Origin of the sequence: Paraburkholderia youngii (assembly GCF_013366925.1) — a bacterium.
In the GTDB taxonomy this organism is placed as follows: domain Bacteria; phylum Pseudomonadota; class Gammaproteobacteria; order Burkholderiales; family Burkholderiaceae; genus Paraburkholderia; species Paraburkholderia youngii.
This window is the reverse complement of record NZ_JAALDK010000002.1, coordinates 921,551-941,558: the sequence shown is the minus strand read 5'-3', so window position 1 is coordinate 941,558 and position 20,008 is coordinate 921,551. Positions and strand designations below refer to the sequence as shown.

Annotated in this window: 20 protein-coding genes; 10 read left to right on the top strand and 10 right to left on the bottom strand. The window is 61.3% G+C overall.

Annotated elements, in window-relative coordinates; all coding sequences use genetic code 11:
* The first annotated feature begins 6 nt into the window (after positions 1-6).
* From G5S42_RS35635 to G5S42_RS35610, 6 genes are all read left to right on the top strand, one after another.
* Positions 7-978: a VOC family protein gene (locus tag G5S42_RS35635; protein ID WP_176111424.1), complete on the top strand. Its 972-nt coding sequence runs from the start codon at positions 7-9 to the stop codon at positions 976-978.
* Positions 979-1,053: 75 nt separating this feature from the next.
* The gene (locus G5S42_RS35630; protein WP_176111423.1) at positions 1,054-2,274 is read left to right on the top strand and encodes a Bcr/CflA family multidrug efflux MFS transporter; all 1,221 of its coding nucleotides are present in this window, start codon (positions 1,054-1,056) and stop codon (positions 2,272-2,274) included.
* 318 nt (positions 2,275-2,592) lie between these two features.
* The gene (locus tag G5S42_RS35625) at positions 2,593-2,838 is read left to right on the top strand and encodes a hypothetical protein (protein ID WP_176111422.1); all 246 of its coding nucleotides are present in this window, start codon (positions 2,593-2,595) and stop codon (positions 2,836-2,838) included.
* A 15-nt stretch (positions 2,839-2,853) separates the two neighbouring features.
* Complete coding sequence (locus tag G5S42_RS35620; RefSeq protein WP_176111421.1) at positions 2,854-4,134, top strand: MFS transporter; 1,281 nt, start codon at positions 2,854-2,856, stop codon at positions 4,132-4,134.
* 19 nt (positions 4,135-4,153) lie between these two features.
* Positions 4,154-5,011: an alpha/beta fold hydrolase gene (locus G5S42_RS35615; RefSeq protein ID WP_176111420.1), complete on the top strand. Its 858-nt coding sequence runs from the start codon at positions 4,154-4,156 to the stop codon at positions 5,009-5,011.
* Entirely contained in the window at positions 5,008-5,871 is an 864-nt protein-coding gene (locus G5S42_RS35610; protein WP_176111419.1) for an alpha/beta fold hydrolase, read from the top strand. The genes G5S42_RS35615 and G5S42_RS35610 overlap by 4 nt, the downstream gene beginning before the upstream one ends.
* Positions 5,872-5,889: 18 nt before the next feature.
* On the opposite strand, the gene G5S42_RS35605 is transcribed toward G5S42_RS35610, so the two are convergent.
* From G5S42_RS35605 to G5S42_RS35590, 4 genes are all read right to left on the bottom strand, one after another.
* Positions 5,890-6,852, bottom strand: a complete 963-nt coding sequence (locus G5S42_RS35605) for a cytochrome P450 (protein WP_246392418.1) — start codon at positions 6,850-6,852, stop codon at positions 5,890-5,892.
* A 303-nt stretch (positions 6,853-7,155) separates the two neighbouring features.
* Positions 7,156-7,476, bottom strand: coding sequence for a 2Fe-2S iron-sulfur cluster-binding protein (locus G5S42_RS35600; protein ID WP_176111418.1), 321 nt, complete (start codon positions 7,474-7,476; stop codon positions 7,156-7,158).
* Positions 7,477-7,526: 50 nt separating this feature from the next.
* Positions 7,527-8,333, bottom strand: a complete 807-nt coding sequence (locus G5S42_RS35595) for an SDR family NAD(P)-dependent oxidoreductase (RefSeq protein WP_176111417.1) — start codon at positions 8,331-8,333, stop codon at positions 7,527-7,529.
* 111 nt (positions 8,334-8,444) lie between these two features.
* On the bottom strand, positions 8,445-9,248 hold the full coding sequence (locus G5S42_RS35590; RefSeq protein WP_176111416.1) for an SDR family NAD(P)-dependent oxidoreductase: 804 nt from the start codon (positions 9,246-9,248) through the stop codon (positions 8,445-8,447).
* A gap of 326 nt (positions 9,249-9,574) precedes the next feature.
* Here G5S42_RS35590 and G5S42_RS35585 point away from each other — a divergent pair, with 326 nt between their 5' ends.
* From G5S42_RS35585 to G5S42_RS35575, 3 genes are all read left to right on the top strand, one after another.
* Complete coding sequence (locus tag G5S42_RS35585) at positions 9,575-10,717, top strand: aminoglycoside phosphotransferase family protein (protein ID WP_176111984.1); 1,143 nt, start codon at positions 9,575-9,577, stop codon at positions 10,715-10,717.
* 96 nt (positions 10,718-10,813) lie between these two features.
* Positions 10,814-11,767: a spirocyclase AveC family protein gene (locus G5S42_RS35580; RefSeq protein WP_176111415.1), complete on the top strand. Its 954-nt coding sequence runs from the start codon at positions 10,814-10,816 to the stop codon at positions 11,765-11,767.
* Between the two features lie 45 nt (positions 11,768-11,812).
* Complete coding sequence (locus G5S42_RS35575) at positions 11,813-12,685, top strand: enoyl-CoA hydratase-related protein (RefSeq protein WP_246392303.1); 873 nt, start codon at positions 11,813-11,815, stop codon at positions 12,683-12,685.
* 15 nt (positions 12,686-12,700) lie between these two features.
* Here the strand turns inward: G5S42_RS35575 and G5S42_RS35570 are convergent, their stop codons facing one another.
* The 5 genes from G5S42_RS35570 to G5S42_RS35550 all read right to left on the bottom strand — a co-directional run bounded on the left by G5S42_RS35570 (position 12,701) and on the right by G5S42_RS35550 (position 17,778).
* Positions 12,701-14,284, bottom strand: a complete 1,584-nt coding sequence (locus G5S42_RS35570; RefSeq protein ID WP_176111413.1) for an AMP-binding protein — start codon at positions 14,282-14,284, stop codon at positions 12,701-12,703.
* Positions 14,281-15,129, bottom strand: coding sequence for an alpha/beta fold hydrolase (locus tag G5S42_RS35565; RefSeq protein WP_176111412.1), 849 nt, complete (start codon positions 15,127-15,129; stop codon positions 14,281-14,283). Before G5S42_RS35565 ends, G5S42_RS35570 begins: the two co-directional genes overlap by 4 nt.
* A 39-nt stretch (positions 15,130-15,168) precedes the next feature.
* Entirely contained in the window at positions 15,169-16,086 is a 918-nt protein-coding gene (locus G5S42_RS35560; protein WP_176111411.1) for an NmrA/HSCARG family protein, read from the bottom strand.
* A gap of 240 nt (positions 16,087-16,326) precedes the next feature.
* Positions 16,327-17,310 (bottom strand): phytanoyl-CoA dioxygenase family protein, encoded by a 984-nt coding sequence (locus G5S42_RS35555; protein ID WP_176111410.1) that lies wholly within the window; start codon positions 17,308-17,310, stop codon positions 16,327-16,329.
* Between the two features lie 39 nt (positions 17,311-17,349).
* The gene (locus G5S42_RS35550; RefSeq protein ID WP_176111409.1) at positions 17,350-17,778 is read right to left on the bottom strand and encodes a carboxymuconolactone decarboxylase family protein; all 429 of its coding nucleotides are present in this window, start codon (positions 17,776-17,778) and stop codon (positions 17,350-17,352) included.
* A gap of 201 nt (positions 17,779-17,979) precedes the next feature.
* Here G5S42_RS35550 and G5S42_RS35545 point away from each other — a divergent pair, with 201 nt between their 5' ends.
* Positions 17,980-18,933 (top strand): GlxA family transcriptional regulator, encoded by a 954-nt coding sequence (locus G5S42_RS35545; protein ID WP_176111408.1) that lies wholly within the window; start codon positions 17,980-17,982, stop codon positions 18,931-18,933.
* Between the two features lie 13 nt (positions 18,934-18,946).
* Here the strand turns inward: G5S42_RS35545 and G5S42_RS35540 are convergent, their stop codons facing one another.
* On the bottom strand, positions 18,947-19,927 hold the full coding sequence (locus G5S42_RS35540) for a LysR family transcriptional regulator (RefSeq protein WP_176111407.1): 981 nt from the start codon (positions 19,925-19,927) through the stop codon (positions 18,947-18,949).
* Between the last annotated feature and the right edge of the window lie 81 nt (positions 19,928-20,008).

The window sequence follows — 20,008 nt, the reverse complement described above, 5'->3', positions numbered from 1 at the left end:
TTCAAATTGCAAATCCAGGAAATCGGCTATCTGGGCATCGACGCCACCAACATGGACGAGTGGCGTGCGTTCGCAACGGACTACATCGGATTCGAAGTCCGTTCGCTGGATCAGGAGTGTCTCGGCCTGCGCATGGATGACTATGCCTGGCGTCTGTTCGTGCGTCCGGCGCAGCGCAATGGCGTCGGGTTTATCGGCATGAAGGTCGACAGCCTGGAAGCCTTGGAGACGGTGCATGAGGAAATGACCGCGGCGGGTATTCCAGTGCACGAAAGCAACGCTGCAGAGCGGTGCGAACGCAGCGTGCAGCGCATGTTGTGGGCATCTGACCCAGACGGCAATCGTGTCGAATTTTTCGTTGGACGTAGTACCGACGCGAGCCCCTTCAAGCCGGGCCGCCCGATCGGAGGCTTCCGTACCGGTTCGCTGGGGTTCGGCCACGTTGTCATCGGCACTCCGCTTCTGGAGGAGATGGAATATTTCTACATGAAGGTGCTCGGCTTTGGCCTGACCGACTATATGGAAGGGGACATCAAGGTGCGCTTTATCCATGCCAATGAGCGGCATCACTCGCTGGCGCTGGTCAAAACCCCTGCCAGATTCCTGCATCACGTGATGGTCGAATACAAGTTCATGGACGATGTCGGCCGGCTATACGACAAGGCGTTGACCATGCCGGGCATGATCCAGACGAGTCTCGGCCGACATGGGAATGACCACATGCTGTCTTTCTATTCGAAGACGCCCGGCGGATTTCTCATCGAAACGGGGTGGGGTGGCCGGCTGATCGATCGTGAAAGCTGGAAGCCAGAGGAGCTCTGGTGCATGAGCCTGTGGGGGCACGAGCGTAGCTGGGAGACGCCTGAAAACCGGCTCAAGCAGCGCGAGCAAAACGCGCTGGCCGCCAGCAGGGGAGCGCTGGCACCGGTTGAAATCAACGGCGAAGGCGGATTCGTGAGTCGCGATGCCGCGATCTGATGGCGTGCAGTGAGTGTGCCCGCCCGCCGGTTTTTTCTGGCGAATACGAACCGAACCGCTTCCAACGGAATTGCGATGCCCCACCTGACTCGACGCCGGCCAGATCGGCGGCTGATCCTGTTGCTTGGCGCGCTTGCCGCCTGCGGTCCGCTCGGGACCGATATCTATCTGCCGAGCCTGCCGGCGATTGCCGCATCGTTCGGCGTCCCGGCCGCCGCCGCGGCGGCAACGCTGACGGCTTTTATCGCCGGGTTCTCGATCGGCATGGTGCTGTACGGTCCGATCTCCGACGCGTACGGGCGGCGTCCGGTGCTGCTCGCCGGTCTCGGCCTGTTCGTTCTCGCCAGCGTTGCATGCTGGCTCTCGGCCTCCATTAACCAGCTCATTGTGATGCGCTTTTTGCAAGCGCTCGGGGCAGGCGCTGCCTCGGTGCTTGCGCGGACCATCGCGCGTGATGCGCACGAGCCCGGCGAAGCGTCGAAAGTGCTGTCGATGGTCGCGCTGGTCACCTCGGTCGGACCGCTGCTCGCGCCGTTGATCGGGGGGCAACTGTTGCTGCTCGGCGACTGGCGCACGGTATTCGTCGCACTGACGCTGTTCGGCGCGTTCTGTTCAGTGGCCGCGTGGCTGCGTGTGCCGGAAACGTGGCCGCGGGAGAAGCGCGCTAACCAGGCCGCGTTGCAGTCGTTCGCCGCATACGGGCGGCTGCTGCGCGATCCGGCCGTCTGGGGGCATCTGCTGTGCGGCGGGATGGTGTTTGCCGCGATGTTCACCTACATCACGGAGACGCCGTTCGTCTATATCCAGTATTTCCATATCTCGCCGCAGCACTATGGCCTGTTCTTCGCACTGAATGTGCTCGGCATCATGGCCGGCAACTTTCTGAACACGCGCTATGTCGGCCGGTTCGGCGTGTTGCGGATGATTTCCGCCGCATCGACGCTCTCGTCTGCCGCAGCACTGTTCGTCGCGTTTGCATGCTTGACCGGGTGGGGCGGGCTGTGGTCGATGGTGGCCGGACTGTGCTGTGTCATCGGCGTGGTGGGACTGCTTTCCGCCAATTGCGCGACCGATCTGATGTCGCGCTATCCAGACAATGCCGGCGCGGCAGCGGCGCTGTTCGGCGCGACCCAGCTCGCCTTCGGCGCGCTGGCGAGCTTCGTCGTCGGACTGTTTCCGGGGATCTCGCCGGCCGGCATGGGCTGGACCATCGGCGTGTGCGGCGTGCTCGGCTACGTCGGCAGGGTTTTGATCGTGCGGGGACATGGACGAGAGGCCCTGGCGCTGTCGACGTGAATGTAATGAAGGCGCCTGGATGATCTGAAGTCATTCAAGCCGCGAAAATGTTGCTTTGTCGTAGAGTTTCGGGCCCGTAACCTTGGCTCATGGAGTGCCACGGACGACGGCCCGTCAATCAAATACCAGAACGACCCATCTAACAGGAGACTCAGCATGTCACAGGCACTCAAGGCCAGATTCAAACACGTCGGCATCCATGTCATCGATGTCGACAGGATGGTGGAGTTTTACCAGCGATGGTTTGGCCTGGTGAAGATGAAGGCGGACTGAGCTGGCATCCGGCGCCGGATTTCCTGGTAGGCGCGGGCCTCGCCTATGTCGATCAGCGCAAGCTCGGCAAGTACAACATCGGGGACTCTCGGTGTCGACTATCGGCTGTCGAAACGCACCGACCTGTTCACGGTCGGCACCTGGCAGCACGCGTTTGCGGGCGCGAAAGTGGCAGGAAATTTCTACGCAGTGACGCCGTATTCGCAGTCACCGACGATGCCCAACGGTGTGGGTGCATCGTCGACGCGGACGCAAACGATCGTGCAACTCGGCATTCGCCACGTGTTTTAAGAAGGAGAGAAGATTATGAGCAGCAGTCCTCTTGGCACGAAATTGATGCCCTCGCTCGAAGCATCGTCGAAGATGACCCGATCCGCGGGCCTGTGGGTCGTTTGTGGTGCCGCCATCGGCCTGATGTTCGGCTTCGGGCCGCTGTTTTTCAGCGTCGCGGGCGTGTTCCTGAAGCCCATGGCGGCGACCTTTGGCTGGGGCCGCTCCGACGTGGCGGTGCTGCCGATGTTCTCGCTGATAGGGACGACGCTAGGAGCGCCGGCAGTCGGCTTTCTTGCCGATCGGCTGGGCTGGAGCAAGGTCGTCGCGGGTTCGATCGCGCTTCTCGCGGTTTCGCTGGTTGCGCTTGCAGTTGCGCCGGCTAATCACGCCTATTTCGCCGCGGTCGGTTTCCTGATCGGCTTTCTCGGCTCGGGGACCACGCCCGCAGGCTACCTGGGCGTACTGCCGCGCGTCTTCGACAAGCGCCTCGGCATGGCGCTCGGGTTCGCGATGATCGGTACCGGTGTGGGTGGCTTCTTCGCACCCATCGCCGCCAACCGGCTGGGCGTGATGATGGACTGGCGCCATTGGTTTGGCGCGAGCGCGCTGGTCGTGCTGGTGCTCGGCTTCGTGGCGCATCGGCTGATGTTCCGCAATCTGCCGGAACAGAAGTACTTTGCCGCGGATGCAAGGGCGGCGGCATCGGTCGACCCGGGGCTTACGCTCGGCGAAGCGGTGCGCGGCTATCGCTTCTGGCTGCTCGCGATCGTCATGTTCCTGATTTCGAGCGCGATTCTTGGTGGCTTCGTGCATCTTGCTCCGTTCGTTAGCGACCGGGGGCTTGGACACGATGTCGGCGCACAGGCGGCGGGCTTCGTCGGTGCGGGTCTCGCGATTGCGCGGGTAGGGCTTGGCGCAGTGCTCGACCGCGTGTTTGCTCCATTCGTGGCCTGCGCCGCCTTCTTTGTCGGCGCGATGGGTTTTGCGATCTTCCTCACTGGCGCCGCGCACGTGCCGGCGTTGATCATTCTGGCGGCGTTGCTGCTCGGCATTTCGACGGGCTCGGAAGGGGATCTGATTCCGTTCCTCGCGCGCAAGTATTTCGGCAATCGCTCGTTCGGCTCGATTTACGGCTGCCTGTTCGGCGCGGCGACGCTGGGCGGCGCGGCCGGCCCGTTCCTGTACGGCCTTGCATTCGACCGCCTGGGCTCATATGCGCTGGTGCACGAAGTCTCGCTGGTTGCGTGCGTCGTCGGCGCTGCCGCGATTCTGCTGCTTGGGCGCTACCCGGCAATGAAGGCCGCGGCCGAATAACGATTGGGATGACACTTCAATGATGCTGACAAGAGACAACACTTCGAAATTCGTGCAGGCGGGCGCCGTCAAGGTGCACTATCACGAGGCCGGTACAGGGCCCGTCCTGCTGTGCATTCATGGCGGTGCGCCAGGTGCTTTCGGCTGGGGGAACTTCGGCCGCAACCTGGAGGCGCTGTCGCGCCATTTCCGCACGCTCATCGTCGACCTGCCGGGCTACGGCAAATCCGACAAGCCGCAGATCGAGGGGCCGCGCACCAGTTTCTATGCGCGCACCTTCCGCGACATGCTCGAGGCGCTGGGCATCGCCAACGCGCATGTAATGGGTCTCGCGACCGGCGGTTCGGTAGCCTTGAAAATGGCGATCGACTATCCAGAGCTGATCGATCGCCTCGTGGTGATCAGTGCGCCCGGCGGGCTATCGCTTTTCCAGCCCATGCCGCCCAGGCCGGATACGCACAATTACTACGCCGGCGAAGGTCCGAGCATGGAGCGCATGCGTGCCAATCTCGAGCGGCTCGTCTACGACCCGACGATCCTCTCCGAAGAGGTGATCCGCGAACGCTACGAGGCGAGTATCGAGCCCGAATTCATGAATCAGGCGCCGGAAGGTCACGGCGGCAAGCCGGGGCAGACACTGGAGCCGTTGTGGCAGGACCTGCACAAGATTCAGGCCGAGACGCTCGTCATCTGGGGACGTAATAACCAGACGATCAACTACGACAATGCCCTGTTCATGTTGTCCCGCATTCCCCGGGCGCGCGTCCATATCCATGGCAACTGTGGACTGTGGGTACCCTACGAGAAGATGGAAGAATTCAACAGTAATGTCACCGGCTTCCTGTCGGTGGACCTGACGGCGAGGCCTGCACAATGAAGAAGCACACCAGTATCTGGCAACACCTGTTCAAGACGCCCCACAAGCTGGCGTGGGTCGATGCCGCCGGTGTCGATACGCGCTATCTGGAAGCCGGTCCGGCCGATGCGCCGGTGGTGATTCTGCTGCATGGCACGGCGGGCAGTCTGGAGAATTTCGGCGCGAACTATGCGGCGTATGCCGGCCATTTCCGCGTCATCGGTCTGGACATGCTGGGCTGCGGCTGGACCGACAAGCCCGATTACGACTACCTGATCGAGGACTACGTCGAGCACGTGCGCGGCTTCATGGACGCCATGGGTATCGCGAGAGCCGCGGTTGTCGGCGTGTCTCTGGGCGCCTGGGTGGGCGCGGCACTGGCATTGGCCCATCCGGCTCGTGTCGACAAGCTGGTGCTGGTGGCCCCCGCGGGCATCATCGTCGATCCGGAAGAGGAGAGACGCTTTGCCGAAGGTGTGCGCAAGAGCCGATCTTCCGCCGCGGCCGAACCTGGCTGGGAAACTGTTTCCGCTGCCTTGAAAGCGCTGCTTCTGGACCCGGAGGCACTGTCCGACGAACTGGTTGGCGTGCGCCTCGAGATTTACCGCGACCCGCGCATGAAGGCCGCCATGCCCCGTCTTCTGGCCTTCTCACTGGGCGGTCAGGCCCTCAGCGAGGAAGAGTGGCGCAGCCTGACCCTGCCTGTCCAGGTGATCGCCGCCGTTGATGCGCCCAATATGTTTCTTAGCAACGCCCATGCGATCGCGAGGACCGTACCGAACGCGCAGCTCGTGGAAATCAAGGGCTGTGACCACTGGGCACAGTATGAACAGCCCGAGAGATTCAATCAGGAGAGCATTGCATTTCTGCAAGAAGGCTGATCATGCAGACGCCGAGCGCTAGACTGCGCGCTTCGCGTCGGAATCCCACAAAAGCGATACACGCGTCACGCAGTTCACCATTCCCCCTTCGAAGCTGATTTCGCCATCCGGATCCAACGAGAAGTCGGGAATGCGCTTAAACCACTCCTCGAGGAACACGCGAATCTCACTGCGCGCAAGGAGCGCACCGGCGCAGCGATGAGGACCGTTGCCGAAGGCCGCATGTTGCGAAGCATTGGCACGTGCGAAGTCTGCATGCATCGGGCACTTGAACTTGCGCTCGTCCATACCGTGTAGCAGCGGACGGACGTACACCCGATCGCCCGCTTTGAAACGCAGGCCCTTGTATTCGAAGTCGCGCGTCATCACCCGGCCTGTGCTCGAAGGCGCGAACATGCGCAGCAATTCCTCGACCGCGTTCCCCGCCAGCTCCGGGTGTTCCGCCAGCTGACGACGATGCGCGGGATGACGAGCGAGATAGAGCACCGCAAAGCCCATGGTGGACGCGACAGTGTCGAGTCCGCCAAAGATGACGTTGACCATCATGCCGCGGATCTCTTGCTCCGTGAGGGGCCTGCCGAATACGGTTCCATTCACTATCGCGCTGATCAGGTCCGTACCCGGCTCTTTCTGGCGCTCACGAATGATGCTCTCCAGGTAGCCGAACAGCATGCGCTGCGACCATTCGCGACGCTCGGGATCGTTGGCGCGAACGCTCGCCTCGGTCCACGCAAGCAGATCGTCCAGATCGGTGAGCGGGAGGTTCACGAGCCGCATGAAGATCGTGATGGGAAAGTTCATCGCGAAGTCGGCCATGAATTCGCATCGGCCTCTTTCCCGGAAGCTTTCGATCAACGAGACAGCCAGTTCACGGATCTCGCCTTCCATGTCGCGTATCACTTTCGGCGCGAAAAAGCGGTTGATCAGTGCGCGATAGTCGGCATGCTCAGGCGGATCGGCCGAGAGCGGCAAGATCTGCATTGTTGTACTAGCGGGCAGCGTAATTTCGCGCATGGAGAACGGATCGTGATTGCGCTGCGCGAATTCGATGTCTTCCGCTCGCGTGAGAATCCAGTGACCGCCGTTGTACGGCGTCCAGATGATGTCCGGACCATCGTGCAGACGTTTCCAGGCGCCGACGATGTCGGCTTCGCCGCCGGGAGGCTTGCTGAAATCCCAATCCACCACGAGTTCGGGAGGAACATGGTCGGGAACTGGAACGAGTGGGACCGCGCTATGAGACATGTGTGTTCTCCGCGAACAGGTTTTTCGTCGTTGGTTTCGTCAGGTTTGCGAAGCGGGTAGCCGGACGACTAACCCATCGAGATCGTTGGTCAATTGAATCTGGCAACCGAGTCGGCTGTTGTTGTTGGTATCGATGGCGCCGCCCAGCATGTCGAGTTCCGCGTGTTTTGCAGGCGGAATCTTTGCGGTCCACATATCATCGACGTAGCAATGGCAAGTCGCGCAATTGCAATAGCCCCCGCAGTCCGCGAGGATGCCGGGCACCGAATTGTCGATTGCTGCTTGCATCAACGACTGTCCGGCAATCGCATCGACGATATGCTCGGTGTTGTCGTGCTCGATAAACGTAATCTTTGGCATTTCAGTGTCCTAATGTTTTGCAGCCGTGCGAGCCACGCAGTGGCATTTACCTAGCTAACCGTGAAGCCGCCGTCCGCGGCGATGATCTGTCCAGTAACATAGCTAGCGGCAGGGCTTGCGAGGAAGAACACGCTTTGGGCGACCTCGATCGGGGCGGCCATCCGTCCCATCGGAACTCGGCCTGCACCAACGATTGGTCCTCGAATCTTGAAGGTCGCGCTGATGTTCTTGCCGCCTTCGCTGGCCATGCCGCCTGGGAGGATCGAGTTGACGCGGATGCCATCGGCTGCGAACTCGCTGGCGAGTGATCGCGTGATGCTGTCAACGCCAGCCTTCGCAGCGTCGTAATGGGCATTGACGCCCCACAGCGTGGGTCGAAGTGCGCCAACGGAGGAAATGTTGACGATCGAGCCACCGCCGCCCTTTGCCTTCATACGCGTGATAGCCTCGCGGCAACACAGAAACGTGCCCCGCAGTGTGACGTCCTGCATCTGGTCCCATTGTTCGACGGACATTTCAAAGAATTCGGCTTTCGAACGGTGCGCGGCGTTATTGATCAGAATGTCCACACCGCCGAACTTTGCATCGACGGCGGCGAAGAGTGCCTTGACGGATGCTTCGTCGGCAACGTCGACTTTGCATGGAATCGCGATGCCGCCGTTGGCTTCGATCTCTGCTGCTGTTGCGCAACCGGCATCCGGGTTCAGATCGGCGATCACGACATTGGCGCCGGCCTCGGCAAGCAGTCGCCCGGTCTCGCGGCCGAGACCTTGCGCAGAGCCGGTAATAACGGCGGTCTTGCCCGTGAGATTGAAAATCTGCGCGAGGCGCGCGCCGATCTGCGTTTCACTAAACATGGAATGCTCCGGTTTGATTGGTCGATGAAGGTCGGGCTATTCGGTTCGCTTCAGTCGTCGTAGTGCCACGGTGAACCGCCGACCCAGGATTCGCGGCAGCCGCCGACGTCTTCAGCTAATCAGAAATCCGCCGTCGAGCGTAATCGATTGGCCCGTCATATAGCGGCCCGATGGCCCCGCGAGATACAGCACCGCGGCGGCGATATCGGCGGGGTCGCCCCATCCGAGCGGCAGACGTCGCTCAGCATCCGTACCGGGTCCCGTGAGCTGTCCTGTCTTAAGGCGCGTCTGCATATCCGGATGAAACTGAACCTTGCCGGGCACCGCACCGGGCAGCACGCAGTTGACGAGAATCCGGTCGCGGGCATAGTCAAGCGCTGCGGACCGCACTAACCCCGCGACGCCGGCGCGCGCGGCGCTATAAGCGCCATTGCCATTGAGCACGGCATGCGTGGCGCCCATGGTGGTGACGTTCACGATGCGTCCACCCCGGCCTGCGGCGAGCATGTGCTTGATCGCTTCTCGCATGCAAAAGAACACAGACTTCAGGTCGATCGCCATGACTTCGTCCCAGGCGGCTTCGGAGAACTCTGTAAGCGGGCCGTTATTGGTCATCGCCGCGCAATTGACTACGATGTCGGGGCTGCCCCAGGCGGCTTTGACCTGGTCGAATAAGGCAATCACCGAGGCTTCGCGTTCCACGTCCGTCTCAATGGCAATTGCCTCGCCGCCCGCCGAATGGATTTTGTCGACGACCGGTTGCATATGCGCCGGACTGTGATCCGCGACTACCACTCGTGCGCCGGCCGCGGCCAGCACCGGCGCAATATCGATGCTGGAATTGCGTCCCTTGTCGGTAACGACAGCGATTTTTCCGCTAATGCCGAATAGCCGTTCAAGCACGGTCGTGGTCATCGAGTTGTCTCCTGTGAGGCTCGGTTTAGGCCTTTTTATGAATTCTAGTCACAACACCCGACAGAAGATGGTTACCGGCTGGAACGATTAGAGTGAAGAAATTTCACTAATTCAGCGCACTCGCGATCCGTGGCAATGAAGCCGGCTCGGCGCGGTGTTAGCAGACGAGTTTGAAGTGGTGCGCAGGAAAGCGTACGTCGTTCTAAAAAAGAAACGAAAATGCCAGCCGGGATTTCCCTCGTTGCGAGCCTTCAGACGTGCCGCGCAACATGCGCGTGGACGATGTCGAGCACGAACGCACACGGAACTCACAGGAGCGCGTCAAGATGAGTGTTGCGAAGAAAAGCCTCGCCCTGACGGAATCACACGGGCCACAGTCAGACACCGGCGGGCTTCCGTTGCAGGTCGAGGAAATCACACCTTCATGGCTGACCTCGGCGCTCGCCCAGAGCCATGAGGGCGTAGCGATTGAATCGCTGGCTATAGACGACGTGATGTACGGCACGGCTACCAAAGTCAGGGTGCGTCTCGCTTACAACGCAAGAGGACGCGAGCTTGGCATGCCGGAGTCTCTGATCGTCAAGGGCGGCTTCGTTCCCGAGTATCGCGATCTGAACGCCTACATATACGAATACGAGGCGAGATTCTTCAAGGAAGTCCATCCGTGCTTACTTGCGAATGTGCCTGCCTGCTTCTATGCAGAGACGGACAGTCGAAGCGGGCAGTCAATCGTGATCCTCGAGGATCTACGTTCTCGGCAAGTGGAGTTCTGTCGCGTGCAGCGGCCGCTGACGTTTGCGCAGGCGGCGGCAAATCTGGATGCCCAGGCGCGGTGGCATGCGCAGTTCTGGCAATCGCCTGCGCTCGAGAACGGTGGCGAACTGGGCTGGCTCGCCGCGCAGGACCCGCTGCCCGACGGCGAGGCGGGCACGTATCACTGGGGCCAACTGAAACCGGATGTGTTCGCCAGCTATACACAGTTGCCGCGCGGCGCTGCAGTGCCTAAGCGGTTTCATGATCGTGACTGGATGGAGCAGGCGCTCCTCGATCTGCGTGCCTTCGACCGGATCGGGCCGATGACGTTTCTTCACGGCGACGTACACCTCGGCAACCTCTATTTCGACCGCGACGGCACGCCCGGCTTTCTTGACTGGCAGTCGTATCGACGCGGACCGTGGGCCCATGACGTCACGTACTTCCTGATATCGGCACTCGATATCGCGGATCGGCCGCGATGGGAGCGTGAGTTGCTCGAATACTATCTCGAGCGGCTTGCCTTTCACGGCGTGGACAAGCCGCCGTCATTTGAAAGCGCGCTGGATGCTTACCGGCGCCACATCGTCTATGGGCTGTTCTTCTGGCTTGTGAATCCCGTGGAATGGCAGGCGGAAGTCAACAATTGCGCAGTTGCGCCTCGGTTCGCGATGGCGGCGCTCGATCACGAGATTCACGACCTCATGGGCCGATAACCTGCGTATGCGCTTGACGTAGCCACATCGGTAGGAGTACATTTTTGCGATCGACATTCACATACGTGAATTACGGCGTGATGAAGGAGGCAACGCATGTCGGAAATGGTCGCCCCGCGCAGCAGCACAACCTGGCATAGGGTGTATGCGTGGGCAGCGCTCGGTGCGCTTTTCGCTTTTGCACAAATCCGCGCCTATGTGGCGTGGATTCGTTCAGAGGACTTCCGCCCCGTGGAATTGGGCGCGGATCCGATTCCAGAGTCCGTGAAAGCGACGATCGACCATTACCAGTGGGTCAGCGTGCTGATCCTGATTCCAGTAGCGATCTGGTATGTCTACGGAATCGTCAAGAGTCGCCGCATCGACGCGGTGCGTTTGATGATGGTCGGCTGGCTCTCAGCATATTGGCTTGATCCGTGGTTGGACTTTCTTCGACCGATGTTCACCTATAACGCCCATGCGCTGAACTTCGGCTGCTGGTGCCGTTTCATTCCGTTCTGGCAATCGTCGCATGCTCGCATCGCCGAGCCGATTCTGATCGACGCGCCAAGCTACTTCTATACCTTCACGGGCACCGCCGTGGTGGCGTTGTGGGCGATGCGTGCGACCCGCAAGCGTTGGCCTCGTGCCGGCAACCTGCGACTCGCGCTCGCGGGCTTCGCCGTGATCTGGATGACAATGGGCTTGCTCGACATCGCCGCCAGCCGGTTCATGGGGTTCGACGCGTGGCCAGGTGCGTTCCAGAGCGCTTCTTTCTGGGGTGGTCACTACTACCAGTTTCCGGTCTATGAGTTTTTGCTGTTTCCGTCTGCTTTCGTGGCGTCGGCCTTCCTTCTGCTGAGCGTCGACAAGAACGGACATACGGCCATCGAGCGAGGCGTCGATCGTATCGACTGTCATCCAGCGGTTCGCGCGGCGCTTCGGGTGTTGGCTTTCATCGCGTTTTGCAACGTACTGAATCTGGCCTACACGACCGCGATGGGTGTGCACGCGGTGTACGCCGATCCGTGGCCAGCAGACATGCCCAGCTGGCTTGCGAACAGCCGCTAGCCACACATTACCGGCCTCGTCAAACGCTACAGCCAACCACAGATGATGCATTGCCAGCCGCAGCGCTTCGCCGACGTAACGTATCGTGTAGAAGACGACATCGCTATCGTCACGATGGACCATCCACCGGTCAACGGTCTAGGGCTGAGGCTCCGCCGTGGGCTCGTCGCCGCGTTCGACGCAGCCCAACGCGATGCGCTTGCTCGCGCGATCGTGCTTACCGGCAGTGGACGCGGCTTTTCGGCGGGAGGCGACATTCGCGAATTCGGCACTTCTGCTGCAACCGCTGCGCCAGCGTTGTCGATGCATGTTCATCCGATGATCGAGGCGAGCGACAAGCCTGTTGTAGCCGCCATCCACGGGTTCGCAATTGGTGGCGGCCTGGAAACCGCGCTGGTGTGCCACTACCGTGTGGTCGCGGACAGTGCGCAGATCGGTCTGCCCGAATGCAAGCTCGGCGTGATCCCTCTTTCCGGCACGCAGCGTTTGCCGCGCGTGCTGGGCCTCGCAAAGTCGATCGATTTCATTCTTGGCGCTCAGATCGTGCGCGCAGGAACGTTCCGCGGCACCGCGTTATTCGACCGGATCGTTGAGGGCGATGAGGAGCACCTGTTGCGCGTTGCGATAGAACTGGCGCGTGAGAAGGTAGGGAGCACGTCATTGCCGTTGATTCGCCGGCTGCCGTTGCCCGATTGCGATTCGGTTTCCGTGGTTGCCGAGGCGCGCTCACGCCTCAGCTGTAGCGAAGCGGTAAAAAGGGAGTGTCTGAATGCCATCGCCGCCGCGGCCGAATCGGCCGATTTCGATGCGGGTATGGCCGCGGCGCGTGCGATCTATGACCGGCTTATTTCGTCCGATGAGGTGTCAAGGCAGCGAGATCGGTTTTTTAAGTCTCGCCACGACGGCCCCGCTGGATAAGCATCGACCGACCCACTATTGCGCTACAAGCTGCTTGCGCAAATCGCCTTTTTTCACCTTTCCCGAAGCCGTGCGCGGCAGTTCTGAAACCACGCAAAGGTGTTCCGGCGTCTTTTGCTTCGCCACACCCGCAGCGGCAAAGTGGGTCTGGACTGCGCTCAGATCGAGCGAGGTGTGTTCGTGCAAGACGACGACCGCACAGACTCTTTCGCCATATCGCGCGTCTGGCCGCGCGACGACGGCGACATCGCGCACGGCCGGGTGCGTGGCAAGCACTCGCTCTACTTCGAGCGACGAGATATTTTCTCCCCCGCGAATGACGATGTCTTTCTTGCGATCCGTGATGGTCAGGCAGCCGCTTTCGTCGACGCGGCCGATATCGCCGGTCCGGAACCAGCCATCGTGCGTGAACGCGGCCGCATTGAGCGCTGGATCGGTGTAGCCGACAAACAACTCCGGTCCCTTGATCAGAATCTCACCGTCGCGTCCCGTAGGCAGGTCGCTGTCCAACTCGTCGACGACGCGCACCTGCGAGCCGGGTTGAATGCGGCCGTCCGTGCAGGCCCGGATATCAAAGGGAGAATCGGCCCATCCGACGCTCACTGTCGAATGCTCGGTCAGCCCGTAAGCGCGGGTTCCGGCGAATCCGGCCTGATCGGCGATCGCGACGTGCTCTGGCGTGACTCCCGTGCCGCCCAGGCCGTAAGACACGAGGGACGCCAAACTGCGCCCGTCGCGGCGAGCGGCTTCCAGGAGTCCCTGGAGATGGAACGGTGTGCCGCCAGAAAGGCGCACGCGGTACTCATCGACCAGTCGCGCGGCAAGTGAGGCGTCCCATCGGTCCATAAACACCATCTCGGTGCCGGTTATGAACGGACGCAACAGGAAATTGAAGCCTGCAATATGACCAGCAGGGAAGGGCGTCATATACGGCCCTGGCCCGTCGATGAATGGAATCTGCCACTCTGCGCCTACGGTGCGATGAGAGTGCTGCACCCCTTTCGGGGAGGCTGTCGTTCCGGACGTGTACAGCAGCAGGCAGATGTCTTCCGACGTTGGCAGGTCGACAGGGCGCTGATCATGCGTTGTCGCGGCGAGTCGTTGCAGCGCGTCAAATGTGATGCCGTTCGAGGGTGCCCGATCGCCAACGACGATAACGCGCTCGAGGTCAGGCGTGTTGCCAAGCGCGGCGACACGCTCCAGATAGTCGGTGCCGGACCAGAAGTCGGGCACGCAAAGAAATCGGGCGCGCGATTGTCGAAGGATGAAGCCGACTTCGGCGGGACCGTAGATGTGCACGATTGGCACGAGCACCGCACCGATCTCGAGTGCAGCCAGATACAGCAGCGCAGTTTCACGCTGGGTGGGCAGTTGTATCGCGATCACATCGCCTCGACGCAGGCCGATGGCTCTCAGCGCCCGGCCTATCTCTTTCGCGTCGTGCAGCAGGGACCGGGTGGTGCAAGTGTAGGCACCGCCCTGGGTATGAAAATGCAGCGCAGTGGCGCCGTGCTTTTCGACCGCGTGCGCAATCAGGGCCGCGAGAGGCAGCTCGGTCGACCACGGCGTTGTCATCGGATCGCGCATGTCGGGGTTCATGCCAGCAATGCTCGTAGCAGGCTCACCAGCGCGAGTGGCTGGTCAAGCATCATGTGATGGCCTGCGCGTGGCATCGTGATGGGGCCCTTCGCGCCGGGAATCGCATCCACGATGCGGCGAGCGCGATCGGCGCTGACCACGCTGCTGCACTCGGCGTGAACATAGCTGACGGGTACTGTGATGCGATTCAGCAGGTCTTCCTCGCCTTCGACCGGTTGGAGAGCGCGCAGCTTCGGGTCGAAGCGCCATACCCAGCCGTCAGCGGTTCGACGAAGCGATGTTTGCGCGAGATGCTCGAGCAGCCACAGCTCGCAATCTTGTTCAGGGATGAGTCGAAACCGACTGACGGCGGTATGCCAGTCCGGATAGGGGCGTGGCGGCGGCCGTCTTTCCACCGCAGGCAAGTTGTCGTCGCGTAGCATGAAATACGAATCGAGCACGATTGCATGCGAGAGACGATCGGGAAAGGTCGCGCACGCCTGAAGCAGACGCGATCCGCCAAAGCTGTGGCCGACCACGACGCACGGGCCAGAGCCGATTGCATCCACGACGGCGACGAGGTCGCGCACGAAAATGTCGGCGCTGTATTCCTGCCTGTAGGCACTGTCGCCCATGCCGCTGAAATCCAGCGCGAAAACGCGAAAGCGATCGGTGAAGAACGGCGCAATGAAGTCCCACCAGTGCGCGTGCCCGAGAAAACCGTGCGCGAAGACGAGGGGCGGCTTAGCTGTGTCTGCGGCATTCCACGAGACATAGTGCACGGTAACCCCGCTGCCTTCGGTGAAGTGGGATCGACGCGGCTGCGTCATCGCGCCATCGAACCATGAGGGTGCACGGTCATTCATCGTGGATTTTCCATTGCCTGAGGATTGCTTCGCAACGACCTATGCGAGTGGGATGCGCTGTCGATTCGCATCGATCCAGTCCACCATCGGAGTAAGCTGGACACCACGTTCGGAAAGCGCATCGAGATCGACGCGATACCCGACCGCGTTGATCCATTCCTGTGCATTCACCCATCCCGGTAAGAGTCCATTTGCTCTGGCTTCATCCGGTGAGACGTGCGAAACGCTGATCTGTACACCCATTACGTTGGCGAGGCGCTGCGCGACTTCGGCCATCGTGAGCTTTTCGGACGCCAGCGGCACGGTGTGACCGTGCCAGCGTTGCGGATCGGTTAGCGCGCTGGTCGCGAGCGCGCCCACGTCGTCGGCGGCAATCCAGTCGAGTCGTGCGTCGGGTAGTAATGCGGTGAGCAACAGGCCTTCGCGTAGGTGCGGAAACATCGCGGCTGCTTTCGGCTCAGCCAGATTGTCCATCATGAATGCGGGTTGCAAGACCGTCCACGATTCGAAACCCGCCGAGCGAACGGCCTCTTCGACGTCCCATTTGTCCGTCCAGTATTTTCGGTTCCAACGCTTGTCGTTCCAGCCGGGAAACGTCTCGTGATTGCCCGCCTGCGCCACCGAGGTATGAACGAACTGCGCGACGCCCGCGTTACGTGCTGCGTTGATGAGCGCAAAGCCTTGGCGGCGTTCGCTGTCGCTGCGATCAAAATCAGGAAGGAGAACGGAGAAGACGGAACCGACGCCCTCCAGCGCTTTTTCGAGGGACTCGCTGTCGTCCAGATCTCCGTGGAGCGCCTGCGCATTCATTTCGACAAGTGCACGCGCAGCCGGCGAGTCTGGATTTCGCGTGAGGAAACGCACCTTGCGCCCAGCCGCAACGAGATGCCGAGCCGTGGCACCGCCTTGCATGCCAGTGGCGCCGATGACGAGTACCGCGTCGGATGAATCGATCATGACTTGTCCCGTGGTCGAACGATACGCAGGTCAGGCGTGTCATGCCTGGACGGTTCGCGCGCGATGCCGCTGATCCCGGTGACAGTGATTGCAGATGCGCGGCCTCGTGCTCCGAAGCACGCGTTCTGATATTAGCACGATGTTCAATTAATGTGGGAGCGGAGCTTGAGCCGATGCTTCAGAAAGGTAAAGCGTGTGGCGGCGTGAAGACGAACCTCGTCTTCACGCCTGATGCGACGATCAGTGCTGCGGCCGCAGCGTTTGAACGAGGCCGCCTTCATGCGCAACGATCACTTCGCAGCCCGGCTGATAAACGTCGGCGATTTCGTCTCCGCGCAGACGGTTGCCCTGGAAACCGCGCAGATAGCTCGTCTCGTCGAGTCGCAGCACATGTTCGCCATGCGCGTCGCGCACGACGATCTGGCCCGATGCGATCGACGTCAGCGTCCCCACATACGGCAGGCGCGGCTCGAACGGGAAACTTCCGCCGTGCGGCAGAATGCGCGTGTCGAGAGAAAGACGAAAACGGTCCGAATGATTGCTGAGGCCGGAGTGCGGCGTGCGTCGACTCATCAACAGGACGTCGCCCAAGCGGTAGTTCGTGCGGCGCCATGCGTCTTCGGGCACGCTAGCGAGATCGATCGGGATGATCTTGTCGCCGTCTTTCCTGTGCAGACACGGAAGCTTGTGCAATCCTTCCGCTACGGCCAGCCCGCCAACTTGCGCATCGATATCGCTGAGCGGAATCCAGCAGATGATGAAATCGAGCCGGTCGCTGTAGATGGCATCTTCATGAATGAAGTCGAAGCGCGTGCGGCTTTTGTCGATAGCGGGCGGCGACGTGCGGTATTCGGTGAACGGCACCCAGTAAAGCGGTACGCCGAACAGTCGCTGAAAGAACGCACGAATCGCCGGGTCTTCCATCACGGTGCGTGCGGCACGCTGTTCATTCATCGCCTTCACAGGAAAGAAGCTGAAGTTTTCGCGTTCTTTGCCGGTCCATCGCACGTCTCGATCGTTACGGTCCACGAAGCCGTGGCTGTCGAGGTGGTCAACCAGCAGACCGCGCATGCGCTCCAGCGGCTCATGGTCCAGAACGTCGCGGAAAAACAGGTAGCCGTCTTCGTTCCATCGTGCTTGCAGCGCGGCGTGATCGCCGATCAGGTCGTTGGAAACGTTGAATTCGCGCATTGCTGGCACGATATCGACGATTGGTGTGCTCATAAATTGTCTCCTTAGATCGCGGGGCGCACCGATGGCGCCTTACAGCAATCCGCGCTCTTCCGAAGTGCGGGTGGTGGTGTCGATGCCCAGTTCCCGCAGCGTCTCGAGAACGGCCGTGGTAGCGGAGGCGACGGCAGGAAAGCCGACATATGGGAGCGCCTGCATGAGTACACCTTCGAGTTCGCGTGCGCTCAGACCGTTGCGCACGGCAATGCGGACGTGGTTCTTCAGTTCGAGTGTCTGCCGGTTGGCGATGAGGATGCCCAGCGTGACGAGGCTGCGCTGCTTGCGCTCGAGTTTGTCGTCGCCCCAAACATCCGCGAACGCGTAGTTGACGGCAAGGCGCGAAATGTCGGATCCGAAGCCGGTGGACTCGCTCGCGGCGCGCAAGCCGGCTGCCTTGTCTTCCCCCATGATTTCGCCGAATACCTTTAAGCCGTAGGCAAGCTTTTCTTCGAGGTTCTTCATTTCTGTCTCCTGTTTAACCGCGACGGCGCGGCTATTGGCAGCGGATGCGATTCCGCGTTCCCCGCCGTTCTGGTGGTCGGCGATAGCAACGATGATGCGTGCTAAGATCGCGGCGAAAGAGGATCAAAATCTGCATATTGGGGGATCGAAATTCGCAAGCCCGCCGCTCCGACTGAACCGGTAAAAGACGTTGCCGCGCTCGTGCTGCCAGGCAGCTATCTATCGAGCGTCGGCGCGCTCGTAGACGGATTCGCGCTGATCGCACGACACATATTCGGGCAGTTCGCTCCTCCCTACCGGCACACGATGAAGACGCAGGTGCGTCTTCTCGGCGCCAACGGAAACGGCCTGGAGTTCGCCGGCGGGCGAAGGATGGAGAGTGACGGGAACCTGCTCGGCGATACCGAGTACCGCATCGTCTATGTCCCGGCTTTTGCGGTCGCCAGTGAAGAGGCGCTCGTTACGCTCCTCGATCACGCGGAGCCCGTGACGGACTGGTTGCGCTGGCAGCGTGCGCGGGGAGCCGTATTGGCAGCGAGCGGCACGGCAGGGGCGCTGCTCGCGCAGGCGGGCTTGCTCGACGGTGGCCCGGCAGCGGTCCCGCGAGTGCTCAGAAGCCTGTTCCGGTCGCGCTTTCCAAAGGTGCGCGTGGACCCGGGTTCCACGATCGCCGAGCATGACGGCGTGCACACTTGCAGCGTGCCGGCAAGCGAGTGGCAACTCGTGGCCCGTCTGGTCGATCGTGCGATATCGCCGCACACCGCTCAATGGCTCGCATCGACGACCGGCACCGACGGCGAGCGCGAGGAAGGCCGCCTGACGAGCGACGATCCGCTCGTGAGCAGCGCGCAATTCTGGCTCGCGCAGCGTTTCGCTCAGGACTTCAAGATCAGCGAGCTGGCGGACCTCCTCGCCGTCAGTCATGCCACGTTGCTGCGTCGCTTTACACGTAGCCTGGGCGTGACGCCGCGTGCCTATGCGAGTTCACTGCGCATCGAGTCTGCCAAGAGGATGCTGCGCAACACGCAGATCTCCATCGAGCAGATCGCCGTCATGGTGGGCTATTCGGACGTGCGCGCATTTCGCAACATCTTTCGCAAGCACGTTTCGACGAGTCCTTCCGCGTATCGGCGGCGCGGCACCGACCGCGAGTGAAGGCGGCCGGCGCTCAGGCCGAATATCTGTCGAGTTCCGCTTTGCCGAAATCGGTTGTCCGAAAGCGTTCGAGCAGGTAGTCCACGAAAACCCTGACTTTCGCGGGCAGATACTGGCGGTGGGGATAGTGCACGTAAATGCGTGGTCCCGCACCCTCCGCCTCGTCTCCGCGCACCCTGTAGTCGGGAAGCACGATCTTGAGCGCTCCGGAGTGCAGATACGGCAGCACCACAGGCACCGAGGACGGCGTGATGCCGGCGCCGCTGAGAGCGGCGATCAGGCTTGTATCCGGCTGACCCGCGACGGTGAGACGGCCGCGGGGATGATGGATGAACGCCTTTTCCCCGCGATTGGCTCGTTTTCGCGTACCGCCGGGCAAGCGTTCGAGATGAAGCGCCGCGAGCCCAAAAGGCATCCGGATGCCGATGAAGTCATGTTCGGCCAGTTGATCCGGCGATTGCGGCACCCCCTTGCGTTCGAGGTAGTCCTGACTCGCGACCAATACGATTGGGTAGTCACACAGCGGACGGGAGACATGGTTGGTTCCTCGTCCGCGCGCATGCTGAATGCTCACGTCGACACCGTCATTGACCAGACTTGGCGCAACCTCGTCATAGCTGATGTCGATTTCGACGAGCGGGTAGCGTTGCAGAAACTCCGCGATCACCGGAGTGAGGCAATGCCTCCCGAACGTGGGCGTCACCGAAACCTTGATCACCCCCTCCGGATGCTCAGGGCTGCGCCGCACATCCGCGACGGCTTCGTCGAGTTGACTCAACAACGGCGCCACGCGTTGAAAGAACTGCCGCCCTTCGCTCGTCAGACTGAGCTTGCGGGTGGTCCGGTTGAAGAGGCGCACGCCCAGTTCACGCTCCAGAGCGGCAATGCTCTTGCTGACGGCAGGCGGTGTGACCTGGAGCCGGGTGGCCGCTGCGATGAAGCTGCCGCAACGGACGGCCTGAACGAAAGGCTGCAGGTTTCGGATTTCGGGCATCGTCAATTAATGAAAGAAAGTCACTCTAGATGTTCCGTTCGGTAAGCAGTGTAAAGCATGGGCCATCGCTAGAATCGAATT

Coding starts and splice junctions, on each gene's coding strand:
- G5S42_RS35630 (WP_176111423.1), top strand. CDS start 1,054: ATGCCCCACCTGACTCGACGCCGGCCAGATCGGCGGCTGATCCTGTTG.
- G5S42_RS35625 (WP_176111422.1), top strand. CDS start 2,593: ATGTCGATCAGCGCAAGCTCGGCAAGTACAACATCGGGGACTCTCGGT.
- G5S42_RS35620 (WP_176111421.1), top strand. CDS start 2,854: ATGAGCAGCAGTCCTCTTGGCACGAAATTGATGCCCTCGCTCGAAGCA.
- G5S42_RS35615 (WP_176111420.1), top strand. CDS start 4,154: ATGATGCTGACAAGAGACAACACTTCGAAATTCGTGCAGGCGGGCGCC.
- G5S42_RS35610 (WP_176111419.1), top strand. CDS start 5,008: ATGAAGAAGCACACCAGTATCTGGCAACACCTGTTCAAGACGCCCCAC.
- G5S42_RS35605 (WP_246392418.1), bottom strand. CDS start 6,852: ATGCAGATCTTGCCGCTCTCGGCCGATCCGCCTGAGCATGCCGACTAT.
- G5S42_RS35600 (WP_176111418.1), bottom strand. CDS start 7,476: ATGCCAAAGATTACGTTTATCGAGCACGACAACACCGAGCATATCGTC.
- G5S42_RS35595 (WP_176111417.1), bottom strand. CDS start 8,333: ATGTTTAGTGAAACGCAGATCGGCGCGCGCCTCGCGCAGATTTTCAAT.
- G5S42_RS35590 (WP_176111416.1), bottom strand. CDS start 9,248: ATGACCACGACCGTGCTTGAACGGCTATTCGGCATTAGCGGAAAAATC.
- G5S42_RS35585 (WP_176111984.1), top strand. CDS start 9,575: ATGAGTGTTGCGAAGAAAAGCCTCGCCCTGACGGAATCACACGGGCCA.
- G5S42_RS35580 (WP_176111415.1), top strand. CDS start 10,814: ATGTCGGAAATGGTCGCCCCGCGCAGCAGCACAACCTGGCATAGGGTG.
- G5S42_RS35575 (WP_246392303.1), top strand. CDS start 11,813: ATGCATTGCCAGCCGCAGCGCTTCGCCGACGTAACGTATCGTGTAGAA.
- G5S42_RS35570 (WP_176111413.1), bottom strand. CDS start 14,284: ATGAACCCCGACATGCGCGATCCGATGACAACGCCGTGGTCGACCGAG.
- G5S42_RS35565 (WP_176111412.1), bottom strand. CDS start 15,129: ATGAATGACCGTGCACCCTCATGGTTCGATGGCGCGATGACGCAGCCG.
- G5S42_RS35560 (WP_176111411.1), bottom strand. CDS start 16,086: ATGATCGATTCATCCGACGCGGTACTCGTCATCGGCGCCACTGGCATG.
- G5S42_RS35555 (WP_176111410.1), bottom strand. CDS start 17,310: ATGAGCACACCAATCGTCGATATCGTGCCAGCAATGCGCGAATTCAAC.
- G5S42_RS35550 (WP_176111409.1), bottom strand. CDS start 17,778: ATGAAGAACCTCGAAGAAAAGCTTGCCTACGGCTTAAAGGTATTCGGC.
- G5S42_RS35540 (WP_176111407.1), bottom strand. CDS start 19,927: ATGCCCGAAATCCGAAACCTGCAGCCTTTCGTTCAGGCCGTCCGTTGC.